Annotated in this window: 16 protein-coding genes and 1 tRNA gene; 7 read left to right on the plus strand and 10 right to left on the minus strand. The window is 62.5% G+C overall.

Features of this window, described 5'->3' with window-relative positions; genetic code table 11:
* Window positions 1-52 precede the first annotated feature (52 nt).
* Complete coding sequence (locus JSS27_13845) at window positions 53-1,720, plus strand: AarF/ABC1/UbiB kinase family protein (protein MBS0210027.1); 1,668 nt, start codon at window positions 53-55, stop codon at window positions 1,718-1,720.
* Here the strand turns inward: JSS27_13845 and JSS27_13850 are convergent.
* On the minus strand, window positions 1,717-1,917 hold the full coding sequence (locus JSS27_13850) for a hypothetical protein (GenBank protein ID MBS0210028.1): 201 nt from the start codon (window positions 1,915-1,917) through the stop codon (window positions 1,717-1,719). The two genes, JSS27_13845 and JSS27_13850, sit on opposite strands and share 4 nt — an antisense overlap.
* Before the next feature lie 272 nt (window positions 1,918-2,189).
* On the opposite strand from JSS27_13850, the gene gluQRS reads away from it, so the two are divergent.
* On the plus strand, window positions 2,190-3,146 hold the full coding sequence (gene gluQRS, locus JSS27_13855) for a tRNA glutamyl-Q(34) synthetase GluQRS (GenBank protein ID MBS0210029.1): 957 nt from the start codon (window positions 2,190-2,192) through the stop codon (window positions 3,144-3,146).
* Between the two features lie 39 nt (window positions 3,147-3,185).
* On the opposite strand, the gene JSS27_13860 is transcribed toward gluQRS, so the two are convergent.
* On the minus strand, window positions 3,186-4,277 hold the full coding sequence (locus tag JSS27_13860; GenBank protein ID MBS0210030.1) for a hypothetical protein: 1,092 nt from the start codon (window positions 4,275-4,277) through the stop codon (window positions 3,186-3,188).
* Window positions 4,278-4,432: 155 nt separating this feature from the next.
* On the opposite strand from JSS27_13860, the gene JSS27_13865 reads away from it, so the two are divergent.
* Window positions 4,433-5,038 (plus strand): hypothetical protein, encoded by a 606-nt coding sequence (locus JSS27_13865; protein ID MBS0210031.1) that lies wholly within the window; start codon window positions 4,433-4,435, stop codon window positions 5,036-5,038.
* Between the two features lie 50 nt (window positions 5,039-5,088).
* Here the strand turns inward: JSS27_13865 and JSS27_13870 are convergent, their stop codons facing one another.
* Together JSS27_13870 and JSS27_13875 are read right to left on the minus strand one after the other, a co-directional pair.
* Window positions 5,089-5,724 carry a tetratricopeptide repeat protein gene (locus JSS27_13870; GenBank protein ID MBS0210032.1) on the minus strand — a complete coding sequence of 212 codons (636 nt, stop codon included), beginning with the start codon at window positions 5,722-5,724 and terminating at the stop codon, window positions 5,089-5,091.
* Window positions 5,725-5,935: 211 nt separating this feature from the next.
* Complete coding sequence (locus JSS27_13875; protein MBS0210033.1) at window positions 5,936-6,322, minus strand: hypothetical protein; 387 nt, start codon at window positions 6,320-6,322, stop codon at window positions 5,936-5,938.
* A 216-nt stretch (window positions 6,323-6,538) separates the two neighbouring features.
* On the opposite strand from JSS27_13875, the gene JSS27_13880 reads away from it, so the two are divergent.
* Window positions 6,539-6,612, plus strand: a tRNA-Arg gene (locus JSS27_13880).
* Window positions 6,613-6,741: 129 nt separating this feature from the next.
* Here the strand turns inward: JSS27_13880 and tsaE are convergent.
* The 4 genes from tsaE to JSS27_13900 form a co-directional block, all read right to left on the minus strand.
* Window positions 6,742-7,221 (minus strand): tRNA (adenosine(37)-N6)-threonylcarbamoyltransferase complex ATPase subunit type 1 TsaE, encoded by a 480-nt coding sequence (gene tsaE, locus JSS27_13885; GenBank protein MBS0210034.1) that lies wholly within the window; start codon window positions 7,219-7,221, stop codon window positions 6,742-6,744.
* Between the two features lie 4 nt (window positions 7,222-7,225).
* Complete coding sequence (locus JSS27_13890; GenBank protein ID MBS0210035.1) at window positions 7,226-8,137, minus strand: thiamine-monophosphate kinase; 912 nt, start codon at window positions 8,135-8,137, stop codon at window positions 7,226-7,228.
* Window positions 8,138-8,232: 95 nt separating this feature from the next.
* Window positions 8,233-9,591 (minus strand): trypsin-like peptidase domain-containing protein, encoded by a 1,359-nt coding sequence (locus JSS27_13895; protein MBS0210036.1) that lies wholly within the window; start codon window positions 9,589-9,591, stop codon window positions 8,233-8,235.
* A 317-nt stretch (window positions 9,592-9,908) separates the two neighbouring features.
* On the minus strand, window positions 9,909-10,370 hold the full coding sequence (locus JSS27_13900) for a hypothetical protein (protein ID MBS0210037.1): 462 nt from the start codon (window positions 10,368-10,370) through the stop codon (window positions 9,909-9,911).
* 287 nt (window positions 10,371-10,657) lie between these two features.
* Between JSS27_13900 and JSS27_13905 the strand changes: the two genes are divergently transcribed.
* The gene (locus JSS27_13905; GenBank protein ID MBS0210038.1) at window positions 10,658-10,981 is read left to right on the plus strand and encodes a hypothetical protein; all 324 of its coding nucleotides are present in this window, start codon (window positions 10,658-10,660) and stop codon (window positions 10,979-10,981) included.
* A 199-nt stretch (window positions 10,982-11,180) separates the two neighbouring features.
* A complete protein-coding gene (locus tag JSS27_13910) occupies window positions 11,181-11,471 on the plus strand; it encodes a hypothetical protein (protein ID MBS0210039.1) in 291 nt (96 codons plus the stop codon).
* An 18-nt stretch (window positions 11,472-11,489) separates the two neighbouring features.
* Here the strand turns inward: JSS27_13910 and JSS27_13915 are convergent, their stop codons facing one another.
* On the minus strand, window positions 11,490-12,905 hold the full coding sequence (locus JSS27_13915) for a DUF1501 domain-containing protein (GenBank protein ID MBS0210040.1): 1,416 nt from the start codon (window positions 12,903-12,905) through the stop codon (window positions 11,490-11,492).
* A gap of 542 nt (window positions 12,906-13,447) precedes the next feature.
* Between JSS27_13915 and JSS27_13920 the strand changes: the two genes are divergently transcribed.
* Window positions 13,448-13,615, plus strand: coding sequence for a hypothetical protein (locus tag JSS27_13920; protein ID MBS0210041.1), 168 nt, complete (start codon window positions 13,448-13,450; stop codon window positions 13,613-13,615).
* Window positions 13,616-13,675: 60 nt separating this feature from the next.
* On the opposite strand, the gene JSS27_13925 is transcribed toward JSS27_13920, so the two are convergent.
* A complete protein-coding gene (locus JSS27_13925) occupies window positions 13,676-14,839 on the minus strand; it encodes a caspase family protein (GenBank protein MBS0210042.1) in 1,164 nt (387 codons plus the stop codon).
* Between the last annotated feature and the right edge of the window lie 63 nt (window positions 14,840-14,902).

The raw sequence follows: 14,902 nt of genomic DNA on the forward strand, positions 1-14,902 counted from the left end.
TCATCCAACGGCCAGCGCGTTTGGCCGCCATTTGTCCCGCCTGGGCCGGCCCATGAAGATCAGCGCCATTCCGCAGATTTACCGGCATTTGGCCCGTTGGCGCGAGATTCTGGCCGTGCTTAGCAAGTACGGCCTGGCCGACTGGATCAGCCGCTGGGACTTGGAATTTGCCAAGGAATTCCTGAAAGATCGGTTGGGGGATCCGATCGCCCGACACAGCGCCGAGATGCGCATTCGGCTGGCGCTCAACGAGTTGGGGCCGACGTTCATCAAGCTGGGCCAGGTACTGAGCACGCGTCCCGACCTGGTGGGCGTCCGACTCGCCGAAGAGTTGCAACAGTTGCAGAATCAAACGATGGCTGACCCGCCGGCGATGGCGCGGGCCACGATCGAGCGAGAACTCGGCGCGCCGATCGAAGAACTGTTCTTGCGGTTTGAAGAAGCGCCGCTGGCCAGCGCCTCGATCGGCCAAGTCCACCGGGGGCAACTGCTCGACGGAGACGAGGTGGTGGTCAAAGTCCGCCACGCGCAGATCGAACACAAGATATCGGTCGATCTGGAAATTCTCAGCGGCGTGGCTGCCTGGGCCGAGGAGATCCCCGAGTTCAAACTCTATCGCCCCACGGCCACCGTGGCCGAGTTTCAGCGGACGCTGCTGCGCGAGCTCGACTTCGAGCGCGAGGCGCAAGCCATGCAACAGTTCGCCGACGAACTGGCCGACATGACCGAGGTGTGCATTCCGCGCGTCTATCCCGAGCAGACGACGTCGCGCGTGTTGACGATGCAATTCCTGGAAGGGATTCCTCTCACCGACACCGCAGGGCTGCGCCAGGCGAACGTCGATTTGTCCGAGATCGCCCGGGTGGGGGCGAACCTGTACTTGAGGATGATCTTCCTGTTGGGGTCTTATCATGCCGACCCGCACCCTGGGAACTTGATGATTCTCGAGGATCATCGGCTGGGGCTGCTCGACTATGGCATGATCGGCCGCGTCGATGATCAGTTGCGCGAAGATCTGGAGGACATGCTGATCGCCATTGGCCAGCAAGACGCGGCGCGGCTGACGAGCATCATCATGCGCATGGGCAGCGTGCCGGCCGGCCTGGACGAAGCGTCGCTGCAACTTGACGTGGGCGAGTTCGTGCAACAATACGCCAACATGCCGTTCGAAAAGATCGACGTCTCGGCCGCGCTACGCGAGATTCTCGAAATGATCCGTCGCTATCACATCGTGATGCCAGCTCGCGTGTCAATGCTGATCAAAGTGTTCATCATGCTCGAAGGGACGTCCCACCTGCTGGACCCGAACTTCCGGCTGATCGACGTCATCGAGCCCTACCAGCGCAAGCTGATGTTGCGGCGGATGTCGCCGACGCGGCGGCTGAAAAAGATGCGCCGCTTTGCCGGCGATGTCGAGCGATTGTTCGAGATGTTGCCGCGCGGGCTGACCGACATGTTCACGCAACTGCGCGCGGGAAAGTTCGAAGTCCACCTCGAACATCGCAGCCTGGAGCCGAGCGTCAACCGCCTGGTTTACGGAATGTTGACCAGCGCGTTGTTCCTGGGCTCGACGCTGTTGCTGAGCCGTAAGCTGCCGCCGGTGATCACGCTGCCCTGGTTCGAGGAATTCTCGCTGTTGGGCGCGCTGGGGTGCGCGACGAGCATCTTCCTGGGGTTGCGACTGCTGCGCGCGATCGGCAAATCGGGACGCCTGGGCTAGGCGGCCAGGCGGCGCGGCAGCGAATCGCTGTCGGCCTTTTGAGCGGCGACCGTGGCCAGCGGCTTGAGCGCGGCCGGCGCCCAGGTGGCCAACAGCCGTTCGATCCGCGCGTTCAAATCGTCAAGCTGCGCCAACACGTCGTCTTGGCGTTGTTCCAGATCGCGCAACAGATCGTATTCGACTTCAGGCGTGGTCATGAACGCTCGATTGCTCGCCCCAAAGGCGATGAGGTGCTAGAAAAGGTGTCGACTAGGCCGACAATGATTGCCATCGACCGTCGCACACCAGCAGGCTTAAACCGGTTAAAAGGTTTAAGTTGCCCGGGGCGATAAGTTGGTTGGACTTTAACGCTCGTAAGGGGGTTTTACGAGGAATTGATGGTGCTGATAGCACGTCTTGGCCCCTCAAAGTCGCGCCACATTCCGCGGAATAGCACACGATGAATCAATCGACCAGCGAGCAAGTTGCCATGCCCGTCGGGCGCATCGCGCCGGCCCCCACCGGAGCGCAGCATGTTGGCAACGCACGGACCTATTTGCTCGCCTGGCTGTCGGTGCGGTCGCGCGAGGGGCGGTTGATCCTGCGCATCGAGGATCTCGACTCGCCGCGGCTCAAATCGTGGGCCGTTGACCAGGCGCTCGAAGACGTCGCCTGGCTGGGCCTCGACTGGACCGAAGGGCCGGACATCGGCGGCCCGCACGCGCCGTACATTCAATCGCAGCGTCGTGCGCTCTACGACGATGCGCTGCGGCAATTAAAGCAAGCCGAGCGGGTTTATCCTTGCACCTGCACGCGCCGCGACGTGGCGGCCGCGGCCAGCGCCCCTCATGCCGAGCACGAAGGGCCGAACTATCCTGGCACGTGCGCCGGCCGCTCGGTGGCCGATGCCGCGCGGCTTGGCGAGCAGCCGTTCGTGTGGCGATTCCGGGCCTCGAACGTCGAGCGCGCGTGGCACGATCGAGTCATTGGAACCAAGGCTGCAAATGTTGCGCGAGAACTGGGCGACTTTATCATCGCGCGAGGGGACGGCGCGCCGGCGTATCAATTGGCTGTGGTGGTGGACGACCATGTAATGGGGGTGAGCGAAGTATTGCGCGGCGACGATCTGGTGCCGAGTACCTGGCGACAGCTCGATCTGTACGACTTCTTCGGCTGGCAGCCCCCCGAGTTTGCCCACGTCCCGCTGGTAGTCGGTCCCGATGGCCGGCGGCTGGCCAAGCGGCATGGCGACACGCGGCTGGCGCAACTGCGCGAGGCCGGCAAGTCGCCCGAGCGTTTGATCGGTCTGCTGGCCTGGTCGGCCGGCTTGATCGACGAGCCGCGACCGTGCCAGCCCGCGGACCTTCTCGACAACTTTGATCTGGCCCAGTTGCCGCGCACGCCTTGGGTACTAACCGCGGACCTCTGGCAAAGCCTGCTCACGTAGAATAACCGGCGTCGCAGTCGGCATTGAGTGGGCGCGGCGTTAGCGCCGGCGGGTGCGAATCCAGCGCTGATCCGTTTCGCTTAGATTTCCGAGCGTGATCTTGATGGTCGAGCCGTCGACTTTGCGCAAGCGCACTTCGCCCCCCGTTGCGCCGACGAACTCCGCTGTGCCAAGTGCGATACCCACTGCGTTCGTCCAGGCTCGCAGCTCACGTTCTTTCGCCGCCGGCGGCTCTTTGGTCGGTTGGCTAGCTGCCGCTTGAGGGGGCTTCGCGCCGGCGGGCGTCTTTGCGACTGGTTTGTTGCTCGACGTGGTGGGCGAATTCGCGGTGGGAAGGTTCCACATCTTTTCGACCAGCGCGTACCCCTGAGGGTCATAAGTCTTCAACTCGGCGCGCGTGAAGGGCTGGTAATTGCAGCCCACGAAGTACATACACGAAATCTCGGCAAAGTATTCGAGCTGATTCGTGGCCGCGTACGCCGCCGGTAGCACGGCCCCTTTGTCGTTCGGAACATTGTGATACAGGTTCTGCTGCATCGCGTGCTCCCAGGCCGCGAGGATGTCGGACTGCTTCTCGGGCCAGTGTTCAAGCTGATGGGCGTGGCTCAGCTCGTGGACCAGCACCTTGACCGACCAGAAATCAGAAAGTTCCACGTAATTGGCGGCGGAATGAATCACCAGACAGCTTCGCCAGCGTGAATCGAGGTTGGGATGAAAGTCGGGCGCGTTCTTCTGGTGGTAATTGGCGCCGCTGTCCAGCCCGCCGCCGCGTGCCTTGGAACCGTATAGCAAAAAGATCGGCAGCTTGCGCAGGTCGGCGTGGCTGTCGCGCGGCAGAATCTGCAACACGTCAGCCAGCCGTTGGGTCAGCCGCTGCATCGCCCGCTGGGCCGTCGCCTGATCGCCGTCGATCAACTCTTGTTCAACGTGAATCGTCCAACCACCTTGCTGGAATTGCTTGTACTGGCGTGGTGGCTCGCGGAAGTTGACCTTCGGTTGCGGAGTTCCGCCGGCGGGCTGGGCCTGGGCGTCAACGGGAATCGTCATGTGGAAGGCCAGGACAAGCAGCGCGGCTACGCCTCGTAATAGCTGTCGTAGCCCGGAATACTTTGGAGTCGTGCGATGCGTCACGGAATCGTTCCTTGGCTTCCGGTCCAGGGGGCGAAGCATTAATCGCAGAGAGCAATTGAACGCGCCTTAGCTTACCAGGGAAGGGCGCCTTGTGCAGGAATTCGGGCCTTTCAGTGCGTCTCGGCAGCGTCGCCTTAGTGACCTATATTTGTAGCATGACGACCGCTACGCCCACGCCCAACCCGAGTCCGTTGTCCGCCGAGCAGCACCAGCAGTTGCTCGAGGCCAATCGCCAGGCACGCAAGATTTATGCCGCGGCCAAGGTGGCGTCGTTCAACGGCTGGAGCATTGGCATCATTGCCGGCTTGTCAGTGCCGTTTGCGCTGGGAAGCTGGCCGGCGATGACGTTGCTCCTGGGGCTGGCCGTGGTGGTCTACAACGAATTCCGCGGCCGCAAGCAACTTCGACTGTTCGACGCCGCGACGGCGCGGATGCTGGGCTGGAATCAGGTCGGGCTGATGTTTTTGCTGTTCGGCTATTGCGGCTGGAGCTGGTACCTGGCCCATTACACCAAGGCCGATCTACCCGCCGAGCTGCAACAACTGCGCAGCGCGCCTGAGTTTGCCAGCACGTTCGGCTCGGTCGAAGGGCTGTACCGGCTGATCACCACGCTGCTGTATGGGGGCGTGGCGGCTGCGACCTTGGTGTTCCAAGGATTGAACGCCCTGTATTACTTCACACGCGCGTCGATCATCCGCGCGTACGTTGCTCAGACGCCCGCTTGGGTGCTGGAACTGCAACGTACAAACATCGCGGCATAAAAGGCGCGGCCTGCGCCGATCCGCAACCGATGACGCAGGTCGCTCGCGATTTACTCGCCGGCGGTCTGCAACCGAGCGTGGTTGTTCAGCACAAACTCATGCTCGGGATCAAGACGGCGAGCCTGCTCCAAGTCCGCCAGCGCCCGCGTGATGTCCCCCTGCTTTTCCCAGGCGGCAGCCCGGTTGTTGTAGAGCAGCGCCGAGTTCGGCATCAGACGGATCGCGGTCGAGAAATCGGCGATCGCCTTGTCCATGTGCCCCGCCTCGAAGTGGGCGCGGGCGCGGCCGTTGTAGGCGGCGGCTTGCGGGTGCAGTCGGATCGCGGCGTCATAGTCGTCGATCGCTGCCTCAAACTCACCCAGACTGCGGTAGACGTTGCCACGCGCGAACAACAGTTCGGCGTTTTGCGGCTGGACGCGCAGTTGGCGGTTGAAGTAGTCCAAGGCTTCGCTGGCCGGCAGCACGTGATCGCGCTTGACCCAGCCTGACTTGCCGTTGTTGACCAACAGCCATTGGCCTTCGACCGACTCGATGCGCAACTGAGCGCCGGCTGGCACGACGTCGACGACTTCCTTTTCGATTTTGACTTCGCTGCGCCGCAGCGCGACGACCGACTGCCCACGCTCAAAGGCCAGGGCGGCCGAGCCAATGGAAAGCAGGCACAAAGCAACAATAACGCGTTTCATTAAGTCTCGTCCTGTGAATATTGGGTGACCGCGGGGCGTCGCGGCGTGGTAGTCGGAAGGTTGTGGCGATCAGTGCTTCGCTAGAACTGGGGCGCGAAGGGCGCCAAATCGAAGCGCGAACGACAATCAGGAGCGCACGTGTTGCTCTGGGAAGGAAATGCGCGGCAATCAACCGAGCAATCGTGCGCAGGCGACTTGCGAGAGAGTTGCGTCAAATCTGCAACTGAGCGCACAGGAAGGGCGCTGAGAGGTCGGACGAAACGACGTTACCTCGGACGAGGCAATAACCTTGATGACCGAAGCGATCGGCCAGTTCCGAATCGGGCGAGACGTGGGCCAGGAGCGGCGACTTCCACGAGCCTTGTTCATCGTCGGATGTGCGGCGCTGCGAATTTTCGATGCGACTGACCGCGATCACCGCTTCGCCCGGCAGGCCCTGGCCGATGGTCTGGGTTTGCTGGGGAACGCCGGCCAAGTCGTCCGCCCGGCTCGACACATCGCGCGCGTGGCAATTAATGGCGGTGCCAAACGCAGCCAGCCAAATCAGGGCGCGAATATGTGCCAGGAGATGCATGGAAAAACAGCCGAAATACGACAATTTGTCCGACTCAATAGATATTATCGGCCGCCGCGAATTGCACAAGATTATTTCATCTTAATTCCACGCAACATAAGCAGCGATTGATGATCTGCCGGGGAATTCCAGCCTTTTCGTAGCCAATAGGCGGCCTCGTCCAGGCACTGGCACGGGCGGTATACTTCAATCGCAAGCTGCCGGAGGTGGTTTGCGGATGCCGATTCTTTGATGCGGCAGGTCCCCGTAGCTCAGTTGGATAGAGCAGCGCTTTCCTAAAGCGCAGGTCGCAAGTTCGAATCTTGCCGGGGACGCTTTGGGGTGGTGCGGCTACCGCCGCAACTCGATCACGTCGATGTATGCCGAACCTTACAAGGTCGGCAGCTTTTCGGCGATCGACAAGATTCTGAAAACGCGGGCCGTGCGCTGGCGGCATGAACTGATCAATGCGCGCGGAGTTCCGATGCCAGTTTGTCGAGTGTCGCTTCGTATTCGCTGCCGCGTGCCGTGAAGTCGAACTGCCGCGTGGTGGCGTCGAGTGACGCGATACGCACGGCCAGGCGTTCGCTGGGCAAGTAATCGGCCACGCGCTCGGCCCATTCGATCACGGTCCAGCCGTCGCTGGCCAGGTATTCGTCGACCGTCAGATCGAGCAAGTCTTCCGGGCGTTTCAGCCGATAGGCGTCGAAATGAAACATCGGCTGCGGGCCAGGGTACTCGTGGACCAGCACGAAGGTCGGACTGCTGACGGCGCGCTCGTCGGCGCCGGCTGCCGCGGCCAACGCCCGGACCAGGCGCGTCTTGCCAGCCCCCAGCGGGCCGTCGAGGGCCAGCATCGCGCGGCGTGGCAACGCGGCGGCCAGTGCGCTGGCCAGGCGCACGGTCGCTTGTTCGTCAGGTGCGGTGAAGGTCCAGTGTTGCATGGCGTCAATGCTGCCAACCGGTGGTGGCCAAGGGAACAGGTTTGCCATCCGGCGTCGATTGCCACAGGCCAGGTTGTTCGACAAAACGCCCGATCGCGGTGATCGGAACAGTGAGCGACTGTTCTCGCACAATGCGGGCCGCTTCGTCCGCCGGGACGGCCAGCAGCAACTCGAAGTCTTCGCCGTCCCCCAGGGCGTGATCGAGCGCAGTTTTACCGGGCTGCTCGGCCGCCAATTGATGGGCCGCTGGCGCGCTGGGAATCGCCTGCAGGTCCAGGCAAGCGCCACAGCCGCTAGCTTTGGCCAGTCGCGACAGGTCGAGCGCCAGCCCGTCGCTGATGTCCATGCCCGCATGCAACGTGTAGCGCTCATGCAGCGCGAGCGCCTCGGCAATCCGCGGTTGGAAGTCGAAGTGGTGGCCGAGAATGCTGCCACCCAGCGCGCCGGTGACCAGGATGACGTCCCCCGGCTTGGCCCCATCGCGCCTGAGGGGGCCGCGTGGCGTCAGCGATCCAAACGCGGTGACACTGATCACCAGTCCGCCGTCCCAGGTGTTGGTGTCGCCGCCGGCCAGCGCGACGTCGAACTCGTCGCACAAGGGAAGCATCCCCTCGTAGAGCGCTTTGGCCAGTTCGAGCGCCCCGTGGCGCGGCAAAGCCGCCGCGATGACCACCGCGGTGGGGCGAGCGGCCATGGCGGCCAGATCGCTGAGATTCACTGCCAGCGCCTTGCGGCCGACGCGGCGTGGATCGACTTCGGCGAGGCGAAAGTCCACTCCTTCGGTCAGCATGTCGACCGTGACGACGGTGGTGGCGTCGGGTGTGGCCAATAGCGCCGCGTCGTCGCCAATGCCCAGCGGCACGCGACGATGCGGAGGAACACGTTCAGCCAGCCAGGCGAGGAATTCAGCTTCCATACCTGGGAGTATGGCCGAGGCGACGGAAACGATAAAGTGGAAACGATGAACGATCAATGAAAACCGCCGAAGGGCGGACTTTTATCGATTCGCGTTTATCGTTTATCGTTTCCCGTTTTGTGCGAGACGGTGAGGTGGCCGTAGAGCGTTTCGCTGCCGCGGAGGATGTAGAACTTCAGCGGCGAGGTCTCGGCAAAGTCCGGCCGGGTGAGAACGTAGCTCACGTTGTCGACCGCCACCGTTTCCCAGACGTGCATACCGACCAGCACGTCGCCGCGGCGGATGCCTTGGCGGCTGGCGGGGCTGTCGTTGCGGACGTCGGTGATCAGCAGACCGCCTCGATAGTGCGTCTTGTATTGTTGGAACTGCCGGGCTGGCACTGGTTCAAGCCGCAGCCCTAGTTCATCCCACACGGGGTCTTGGGCCAGCTTGCCCGACTGGGGCAGGCCAGCCAGCACCAGCTCGAGCTGCACGGGCTTCTTATTCCGCTCGACAGTGAACGCGACCGCGTCGCCGGCCTGGTGCCCCAGGATCGCCCGCTCGACATCCAGGGGCAGGCTGACCATGCGGTTGTCGACGCTGGCGATGACATCGCCAACTTTCAAGCCGATATTGGCGGCGGGGCTGTCGGCTTCGATGCTTTGTACGGCCACTTGGCCCGCCTTGGGGCTGTGGACGTGGACGCCGTGCCAGGTCTTGTCGACGCGCCGCGTCGTTAGCAGATCGGACGCCACGTTCAACACCTTGTCAACCGGGATGGCGAAGCCGATCCCTTGCGCGCCGGCTCGCACCGCGACGTTCAGGCCGATCATCCGTCCCTCGATGTTCAACAGCGGACCACCGCTGTTGCCGGGATTGATGGCGGCGTCGGTCTGGATCAGGTCGTCATAATGTTGCGTTTCGCTGACCTGCACGCTGCGATGCAAGGCGCTCAGGAGGCCGACGGTGACCGTGTGTTCATAGCCATAGGCGTTGCCGATGGCGATCACCGTCTCGCCGCACATCAGGTCGCTCGAGGTGCCGATGTCGAGCACGTCGAATGGCTGGTCGGCGTCGATCTTAATCACGGCCAGGTCGGTCTTGGGATCGTGCGAGATCAGCTTCGCGACGTGCGTCTGGCGCGAGGCGGTGGTGACCATGATCTTCTTCACCCCGTCGACGACGTGATGATTGGTGATGATGTAACCGCGTTCGTCAATGATGACGCCGGTCCCCATGCCGTTGACGCGGCGCTTGCCGTCGCCCGAGCGAGCGTCGGTCGAATCGACCAGCTTCTCGCCGTGAATGTTCACGACCGCGGTGCGCGCCGCCTCGACGGCGTTGACAATCGGAGTCCGCCGAGCTTCGGAAATCTCGGCTTGGGCCGGATGAATCGGCAGCGAACTCTGCGCCGCTAGCAGGACCGCGAAAAGAACCCAGCGGGGCCCAGGACGCAGGGGTGAACGAACAAGCATAGTCGACTCGCGGCGGCTCGAAGATGTGCGAACTAGGGCGCGAAGACGGAGCGATACGCCGCCGGTGCTACCCACGATCGATTCGAACTACTCCACTTCATCGACCCAGCCGTAACCGCGCTTGATTGCACGCGGAGCAGGTGGAATAACATGCCCAATTTGACACCCGGTTCTGGCCATCGGCACGCAAACGGCGCGAACCGATTCAAGTGCCTGTGATGAGCGCCGAATGATGAGTGATGAATGAAAGGAAAGGACTGCTAGCGGTGACATTTGGCTGCTACTGCTGCCATTCATCACTCAGCAATCAGCATTCATCACTTGCCGAAGGCCACCGGCGCTGGAACCAGCATCGGCTGGAGCGCTGGCGCGAACACCGGCCGCGTGGGGACCGGGTGCAGATCGTGAGTCCCGGCCGCTTCGATCAGCGGCTCGTTGACCGCTGGCGCCATTTGATGACCATAGTGCCACCAATATGAAAACCGGCTGCCATGCCCGCAGCGTTCAATGTGTGGCGGGCACGCTTCGTGGGCGGCCATGACGACGCTATCGGGCTGCGCTGCGGCACTCGTCTGCTGCTCCGGCGATGGCGTCGGCATGGTTGGCGATTCGGCAGAGGCCTGCTCGGCGTCGGCCGCCGGCACATACTCGCCGCAGCCCCGGCCGCAATGCCGGCCGTGAACATGGCCGCACTGCCGGCACATGGGTGATGCGCAGGCGCTGAGCAATGAGCTGGACAGCAGCAGTATGAGCAGCGTCACTCGATGGGTTGCTAGCATGAATGGTTCGAGCGCAGGTTGAAGTGACGGTGGTCTCCTAATGATTTGATCGGACGAGCGCCGGCGGCAAATTGAGCGCGATCGGCAAAGGCTACGCATAATCGCGCAATTCGCGCCGGCGCAATGACAGCATGTCGTCGCGCCAGCAAAGCCGCCTTGATCGCAGGGCGGCGTTCGGCGTACACTCCGTCGCCGCGCTCAGATGGTCATGGACCAGCCGGACTTTCAATCGTTACCCAGCGGTTAAGTCACGGCGAGCGGCAACATCAAGCGGCAAGGAGGCCGAGATGAGCTTCAATTCGTTCGTGGCCGGGGCTGTCATTGGCGGCGGCTTGGTTTACGGAGCGCTGTCCTATCACATCCTGCGAACTGACACCGGCATCGAGTTTGTACCCAAGACGACGCCGATGTTCGCCGAGGCCTACCTCGACGTCCGCCATTTCACGGCCAATGACTGGGCGCGACACAAAGCGACGACCCAGGCGATCGTCGCCGCCAAGAAGACTCATCTGTTCACGGCGATGGGACTTTCGGCGATCCCCGGCGCCGAGCCCGTGCAGCAAGCCGGCCACACGGCCGAGGCCTGGCCCACGCCCTGGCCTGGACGTTAAACCGTAGCGGCCGTAGGGTTCGTGACGGATTGGCGCGCGTCGCAATTGGTTCGCGCGCCGGCGATCGGTCGATTTTCCACGATCGGCGCTCTCATTACAGCCGCGCTAACAGTCGATGGCTACGGCAGATTGAAGCGACCGTTGAGCAGCACTCGATAACTACAGACGAGCGCTGTTCGTATTGGGCCGGAGAGCGACCGTGGAACTGAATCGCAACCACTACTTCATCATTGGCATCGTGCTGCTGCTGCTCGGCTTGCAGTGGCGACTGGTCGATACCTTTGTCTTGAACGAGAAGGCATCCCAATTTGTCGCCGCCCAGACCGCCGGCGCTGGCTCGGTCAAGGTCTCGCAATTCGGCACCACGGGCGCGAACGGGTTGCGGATGATTACGCTGCCGACGTGGCTGGGTTATGCGCTGATGTCGGTCGGCGCGGTCCTCATTCTGCACAGCCTGGCGCTGAACGCACCGGGCGGCGCCCATAAGTAGCGGCGCGATTCGCGCGCATCAGGCCAGCACTTCGTTGATCGGCTGGCCGCCGTGGGTGACGTGGATCGGTCGATCGCTCAGATCGTGTACGATCAGGTGCGGATCGATCCCCAGTATCTGGTAGATCGTGGCCACGATATCGCCCGGTGAAACAGGTTTGGTCGTTGGGTACGACGCCGTTCGATCAGTCGAGCCGTGGACATAGCCGCGCTTCGTCCCGCCGCCCGCCAGTAAGCAGAAGCCACACTGCGGCCAATGGTCGCGCCCGGCGAAGCGATTCACGCGCGGCGCGCGTCCCATGTCGCCCATGGCCACCACCAGCGTCGTGTCGAGCAGTCCGCGTGCCTCGAGATCGTCGAGCAATGCCGACAGGATCTGGTCCAAATTCGGCAAGTTGAAGTCGCGTAGCATGCCGAAGTTGTTCTGGTGCGAGTCCCAGTGCCCGGCGCCTTTGCTCTCGGTGGTCACGGTCACGAAGGTGACGCCGGCCTCGACCAGACGTCGCGCTAGCAAGGCGCACGAGCCGTACAGGCTGTCGCCATAGGTGGCCCGCGTGGCGGCCGACTCTTGCCCCAGGTCGAACGCCCGCCGCGTGCGATCGGTGGTCAGCAGAGTGAACGCCCGGCGTTGATGTTCGCTCATCAGGTCGATGGTTGGCGACTTTTGCGCGGCATCGAACTGCTGCTCGACCGTGTCCAGCAACGACTGCCGCTGGGCCAGGCGGTCGATCGTCACGCCTGGTTGCGGGTCGAACAGCGGCAAGGACGGTTCGCCTTGCGGCGGAACCGGATCGTAAAAATCCTTGGGCTCGCGGGCGAGCTTCGGCTCGCAAAAGGTCATCAACGGGTCGTAGCTGCCTCCCAGGTAGCCGCCATAAGGCCCCGCGCGGCGCAGCGCTTGGCTATAGCCCGGATGAGCCGGCATACAGACATAAGTTGGCACATCCTTGCGACCCAGCCCCGCGTATTGGCAGATCGAGCCCATGCTCGGGTGATCGGTCGGCTTGGCAAAGTAGTTTTCGCGATCAGCCCCCAAGGTGAAGCCGGTCATCAGCGCGTACGGGTTGTGGCTGTTGTAGCCGTGCGACACGGTGCGGATCAGCGTGGCGCGGTCCATGCGCTGGGCCAGGCGCGGCAAATGCTCGCAGACTTGCAACCCTGGCACCGAGCTGGCGATCGGCTTGAACTCGCCGCGCACTTCGACCGGCGCGTCGGGCTTCAGGTCGAACATGTCGATGTGGCTGGGCCCGCCGAACAGATTGAACAGGATCACCGAGTTGGCCCGGGGCTTGCCGCGCAGGGGGCTGGCCTCGCGCGCCGCTAGCAATTGGGGGAGCGTCAGCCCCGAGAACAGCGACAGGGCGCCGGCTTGCAGAATGTCGCGACGCGAGACCCCGTCACAGGTTGTGGAGCGTTGACCAAGAATGCGCAACATCGATCCGCTCCTGGGGTGCGACACTGTTTAGCGAGCGATTCGGTAGGGTAGGCACTGGCGGAAAGGGCGGCCGGCGTCTGGGTTGCCGGCCCGGCGGGGGTTCAACGCATGTTAGCGTATCCGATGGACGGCGATTGATGCAATGTAAACCGCGCGCTGGACTCCTCGCACAACGTGTCCCGCGTGTCACGCACGTCTCCCCCTCTGTAATGGTAGGACTGAGGGTGTTCGCCGCGATTGCCTGCTCAATCGTGCCTCGACATCCCCCAGGTAGGGGCTAACGCGAATATGTTGTTTTTCAAATAATCATCCTAAATTGCTCGCGTCAGTTGAGGGGCTGACTAAAATCACGACTATGCAGCACCGCAAACACGCCAACGACCCTGTCCAGGGCGAGCATCACGCCAGCGCTCGCCTTCTGATTGGGGTTGTGTTGGCCTTGATTGCCACTGCCCTGCTGGGGGTAGTTCACGCCATGCAGTTCTAGGGGGCCTGTTGCGCGAGGAGTTGCCGACTTCTAAAGGGGCATAAGGATCTCCCGCATGATGTGGGGACGCATTCGCGAAGACATCTGTTGCCCGACGTGCAGCTACAGCGAAGTGCGCCGCTCGCGGCCGCGCTGGTTCGAGTTGCCGCTGATGATACTTTTCTTGCAGCCGTTCCGCTGTGTGTGCTGCCAGCGCCGGTTCTGGGCTCGCGTGGTTACTTAACGTGGCGTCGTCAGAAACCCTGTCGGTCGCAAGCATTTTGCCCTTCACGCGGCGTTCGGGCTATTCGGCCGAACCTTTTGGCAAGCGGATCGACGTCGGCCCGACCCATTCGTCCCAGATGTCGGTGAAGCTGTCGTAGTGGATCATGTGCAGGCCGTACCAAGTCCGCGTTACCTTGGCCGGATACCAGCGTCCGTCGCTGTCCCACTTCACCTCGACCGCCGTGCCGACCGGGTATTCACGCGGCTGGTAGGGGCGAATCCGATTCGGCGTGACCCATTCGTCGGTGGAACTGTCATAGCCTTGGTAGTGAATATGGGACTGGCCGCCCGCGACGTCGGTGACCACCGACTTGTACCATTTGCCTTTCCACTCGACCTCGACGCGTTGGCCAACACCGGCCTTGATCGTGCTTTTCACGGGGGCCATGTGCGCTTCGCGCGGGAATTGCTCGGCGGCCATGAACATCGACTTTTGCCCTTCGACAAAGGCCATTTCCAACTCGGTGTAACGGGCGATCTCATTCAGGCCGATCATCCGGTCGCCGTCCAGGTCGACCAGAGCGCTGCCGCGCAGTCCCTTGAGCAGCGAATCGGTGAACGTCCAATTGCCCGTCGAGAGATTGTGCGAGTAGACCGACGTGATGGCGGCGAACATCACGTCCCCCTGGGGACGCCGCAAGATTTCGTCATACAAGGCACCCGAGTGACAACAGTCGGCCAGCATCAACACACGGTTGCCGCTGAAGTGGTCGTCGACCATCTTGAAGATGCTGGCCACGCTCCAGGCGCTGTTGTTCTTGTTGCCGGCGTCATAGTTGGCGAACCAGGTGCTGCCGGTTTTAACCTCGCGAAAGCCGTGCCCCGCGTAGTAGAAAACCAGCAGATCGCCTTCGTCGGTCTCATCGAGCAGTTCGGCGAAGCGTTTTTGAATCTGCGCCTTTTTGGCCTGGCTGTCCTTGAGAAAGACGATTTGCTCGTCGGGCACGCCGCAACCGCGGAAGTGCTCGACCAACTGCGCGTCGCGGCGGTTCTTCATCGCGGCCGGGAAGCCGGGCCAAATGTCCGGGTGTTGCCATTCGAGCACGCCGACGGCAAAGACCCAGGTATGTGCTGGATCCCAATCGAGCGCTGCCCGGGCTTCGACCGCCAGGCCGCTCCACAGCCCCGCGGTCAAGAGCGCCGACGAGAGCCACACTGGAAATGAACGATTACGGACGGGCATAGCCATTTCCTCGACCGAAGGGGAATGTCGCAAGCAGATACCCTCAATTCTACTTTTCGATTC

The organism is Planctomycetota bacterium, assembly GCA_018242585.1.
Taxonomy (GTDB): domain Bacteria; phylum Planctomycetota; class Planctomycetia; order Pirellulales; family PNKZ01; genus JAFEBQ01.

What these genes read in the sequence shown, in the direction of transcription:
- JSS27_13845 (MBS0210027.1), top strand. Translation starts at nt 53, where the DNA reads ATGAAGATCAGCGCCATTCCGCAGATTTACCGGCATTTGGCCCGTTGG.
- JSS27_13850 (MBS0210028.1), bottom strand. Translation starts at nt 1,917, where the DNA reads ATGACCACGCCTGAAGTCGAATACGATCTGTTGCGCGATCTGGAACAA.
- gluQRS (MBS0210029.1), top strand. Translation starts at nt 2,190, where the DNA reads ATGCCCGTCGGGCGCATCGCGCCGGCCCCCACCGGAGCGCAGCATGTT.
- JSS27_13865 (MBS0210031.1), top strand. Translation starts at nt 4,433, where the DNA reads ATGACGACCGCTACGCCCACGCCCAACCCGAGTCCGTTGTCCGCCGAG.
- JSS27_13870 (MBS0210032.1), bottom strand. Translation starts at nt 5,724, where the DNA reads ATGAAACGCGTTATTGTTGCTTTGTGCCTGCTTTCCATTGGCTCGGCC.
- tsaE (MBS0210034.1), bottom strand. Translation starts at nt 7,221, where the DNA reads ATGCAACACTGGACCTTCACCGCACCTGACGAACAAGCGACCGTGCGC.
- JSS27_13890 (MBS0210035.1), bottom strand. Translation starts at nt 8,137, where the DNA reads ATGGAAGCTGAATTCCTCGCCTGGCTGGCTGAACGTGTTCCTCCGCAT.
- JSS27_13895 (MBS0210036.1), bottom strand. Translation starts at nt 9,591, where the DNA reads ATGCTTGTTCGTTCACCCCTGCGTCCTGGGCCCCGCTGGGTTCTTTTC.
- JSS27_13900 (MBS0210037.1), bottom strand. Translation starts at nt 10,370, where the DNA reads ATGCTAGCAACCCATCGAGTGACGCTGCTCATACTGCTGCTGTCCAGC.
- JSS27_13905 (MBS0210038.1), top strand. Translation starts at nt 10,658, where the DNA reads ATGAGCTTCAATTCGTTCGTGGCCGGGGCTGTCATTGGCGGCGGCTTG.
- JSS27_13915 (MBS0210040.1), bottom strand. Translation starts at nt 12,905, where the DNA reads ATGTTGCGCATTCTTGGTCAACGCTCCACAACCTGTGACGGGGTCTCG.
- JSS27_13920 (MBS0210041.1), top strand. Translation starts at nt 13,448, where the DNA reads ATGATGTGGGGACGCATTCGCGAAGACATCTGTTGCCCGACGTGCAGC.
- JSS27_13925 (MBS0210042.1), bottom strand. Translation starts at nt 14,839, where the DNA reads ATGCCCGTCCGTAATCGTTCATTTCCAGTGTGGCTCTCGTCGGCGCTC.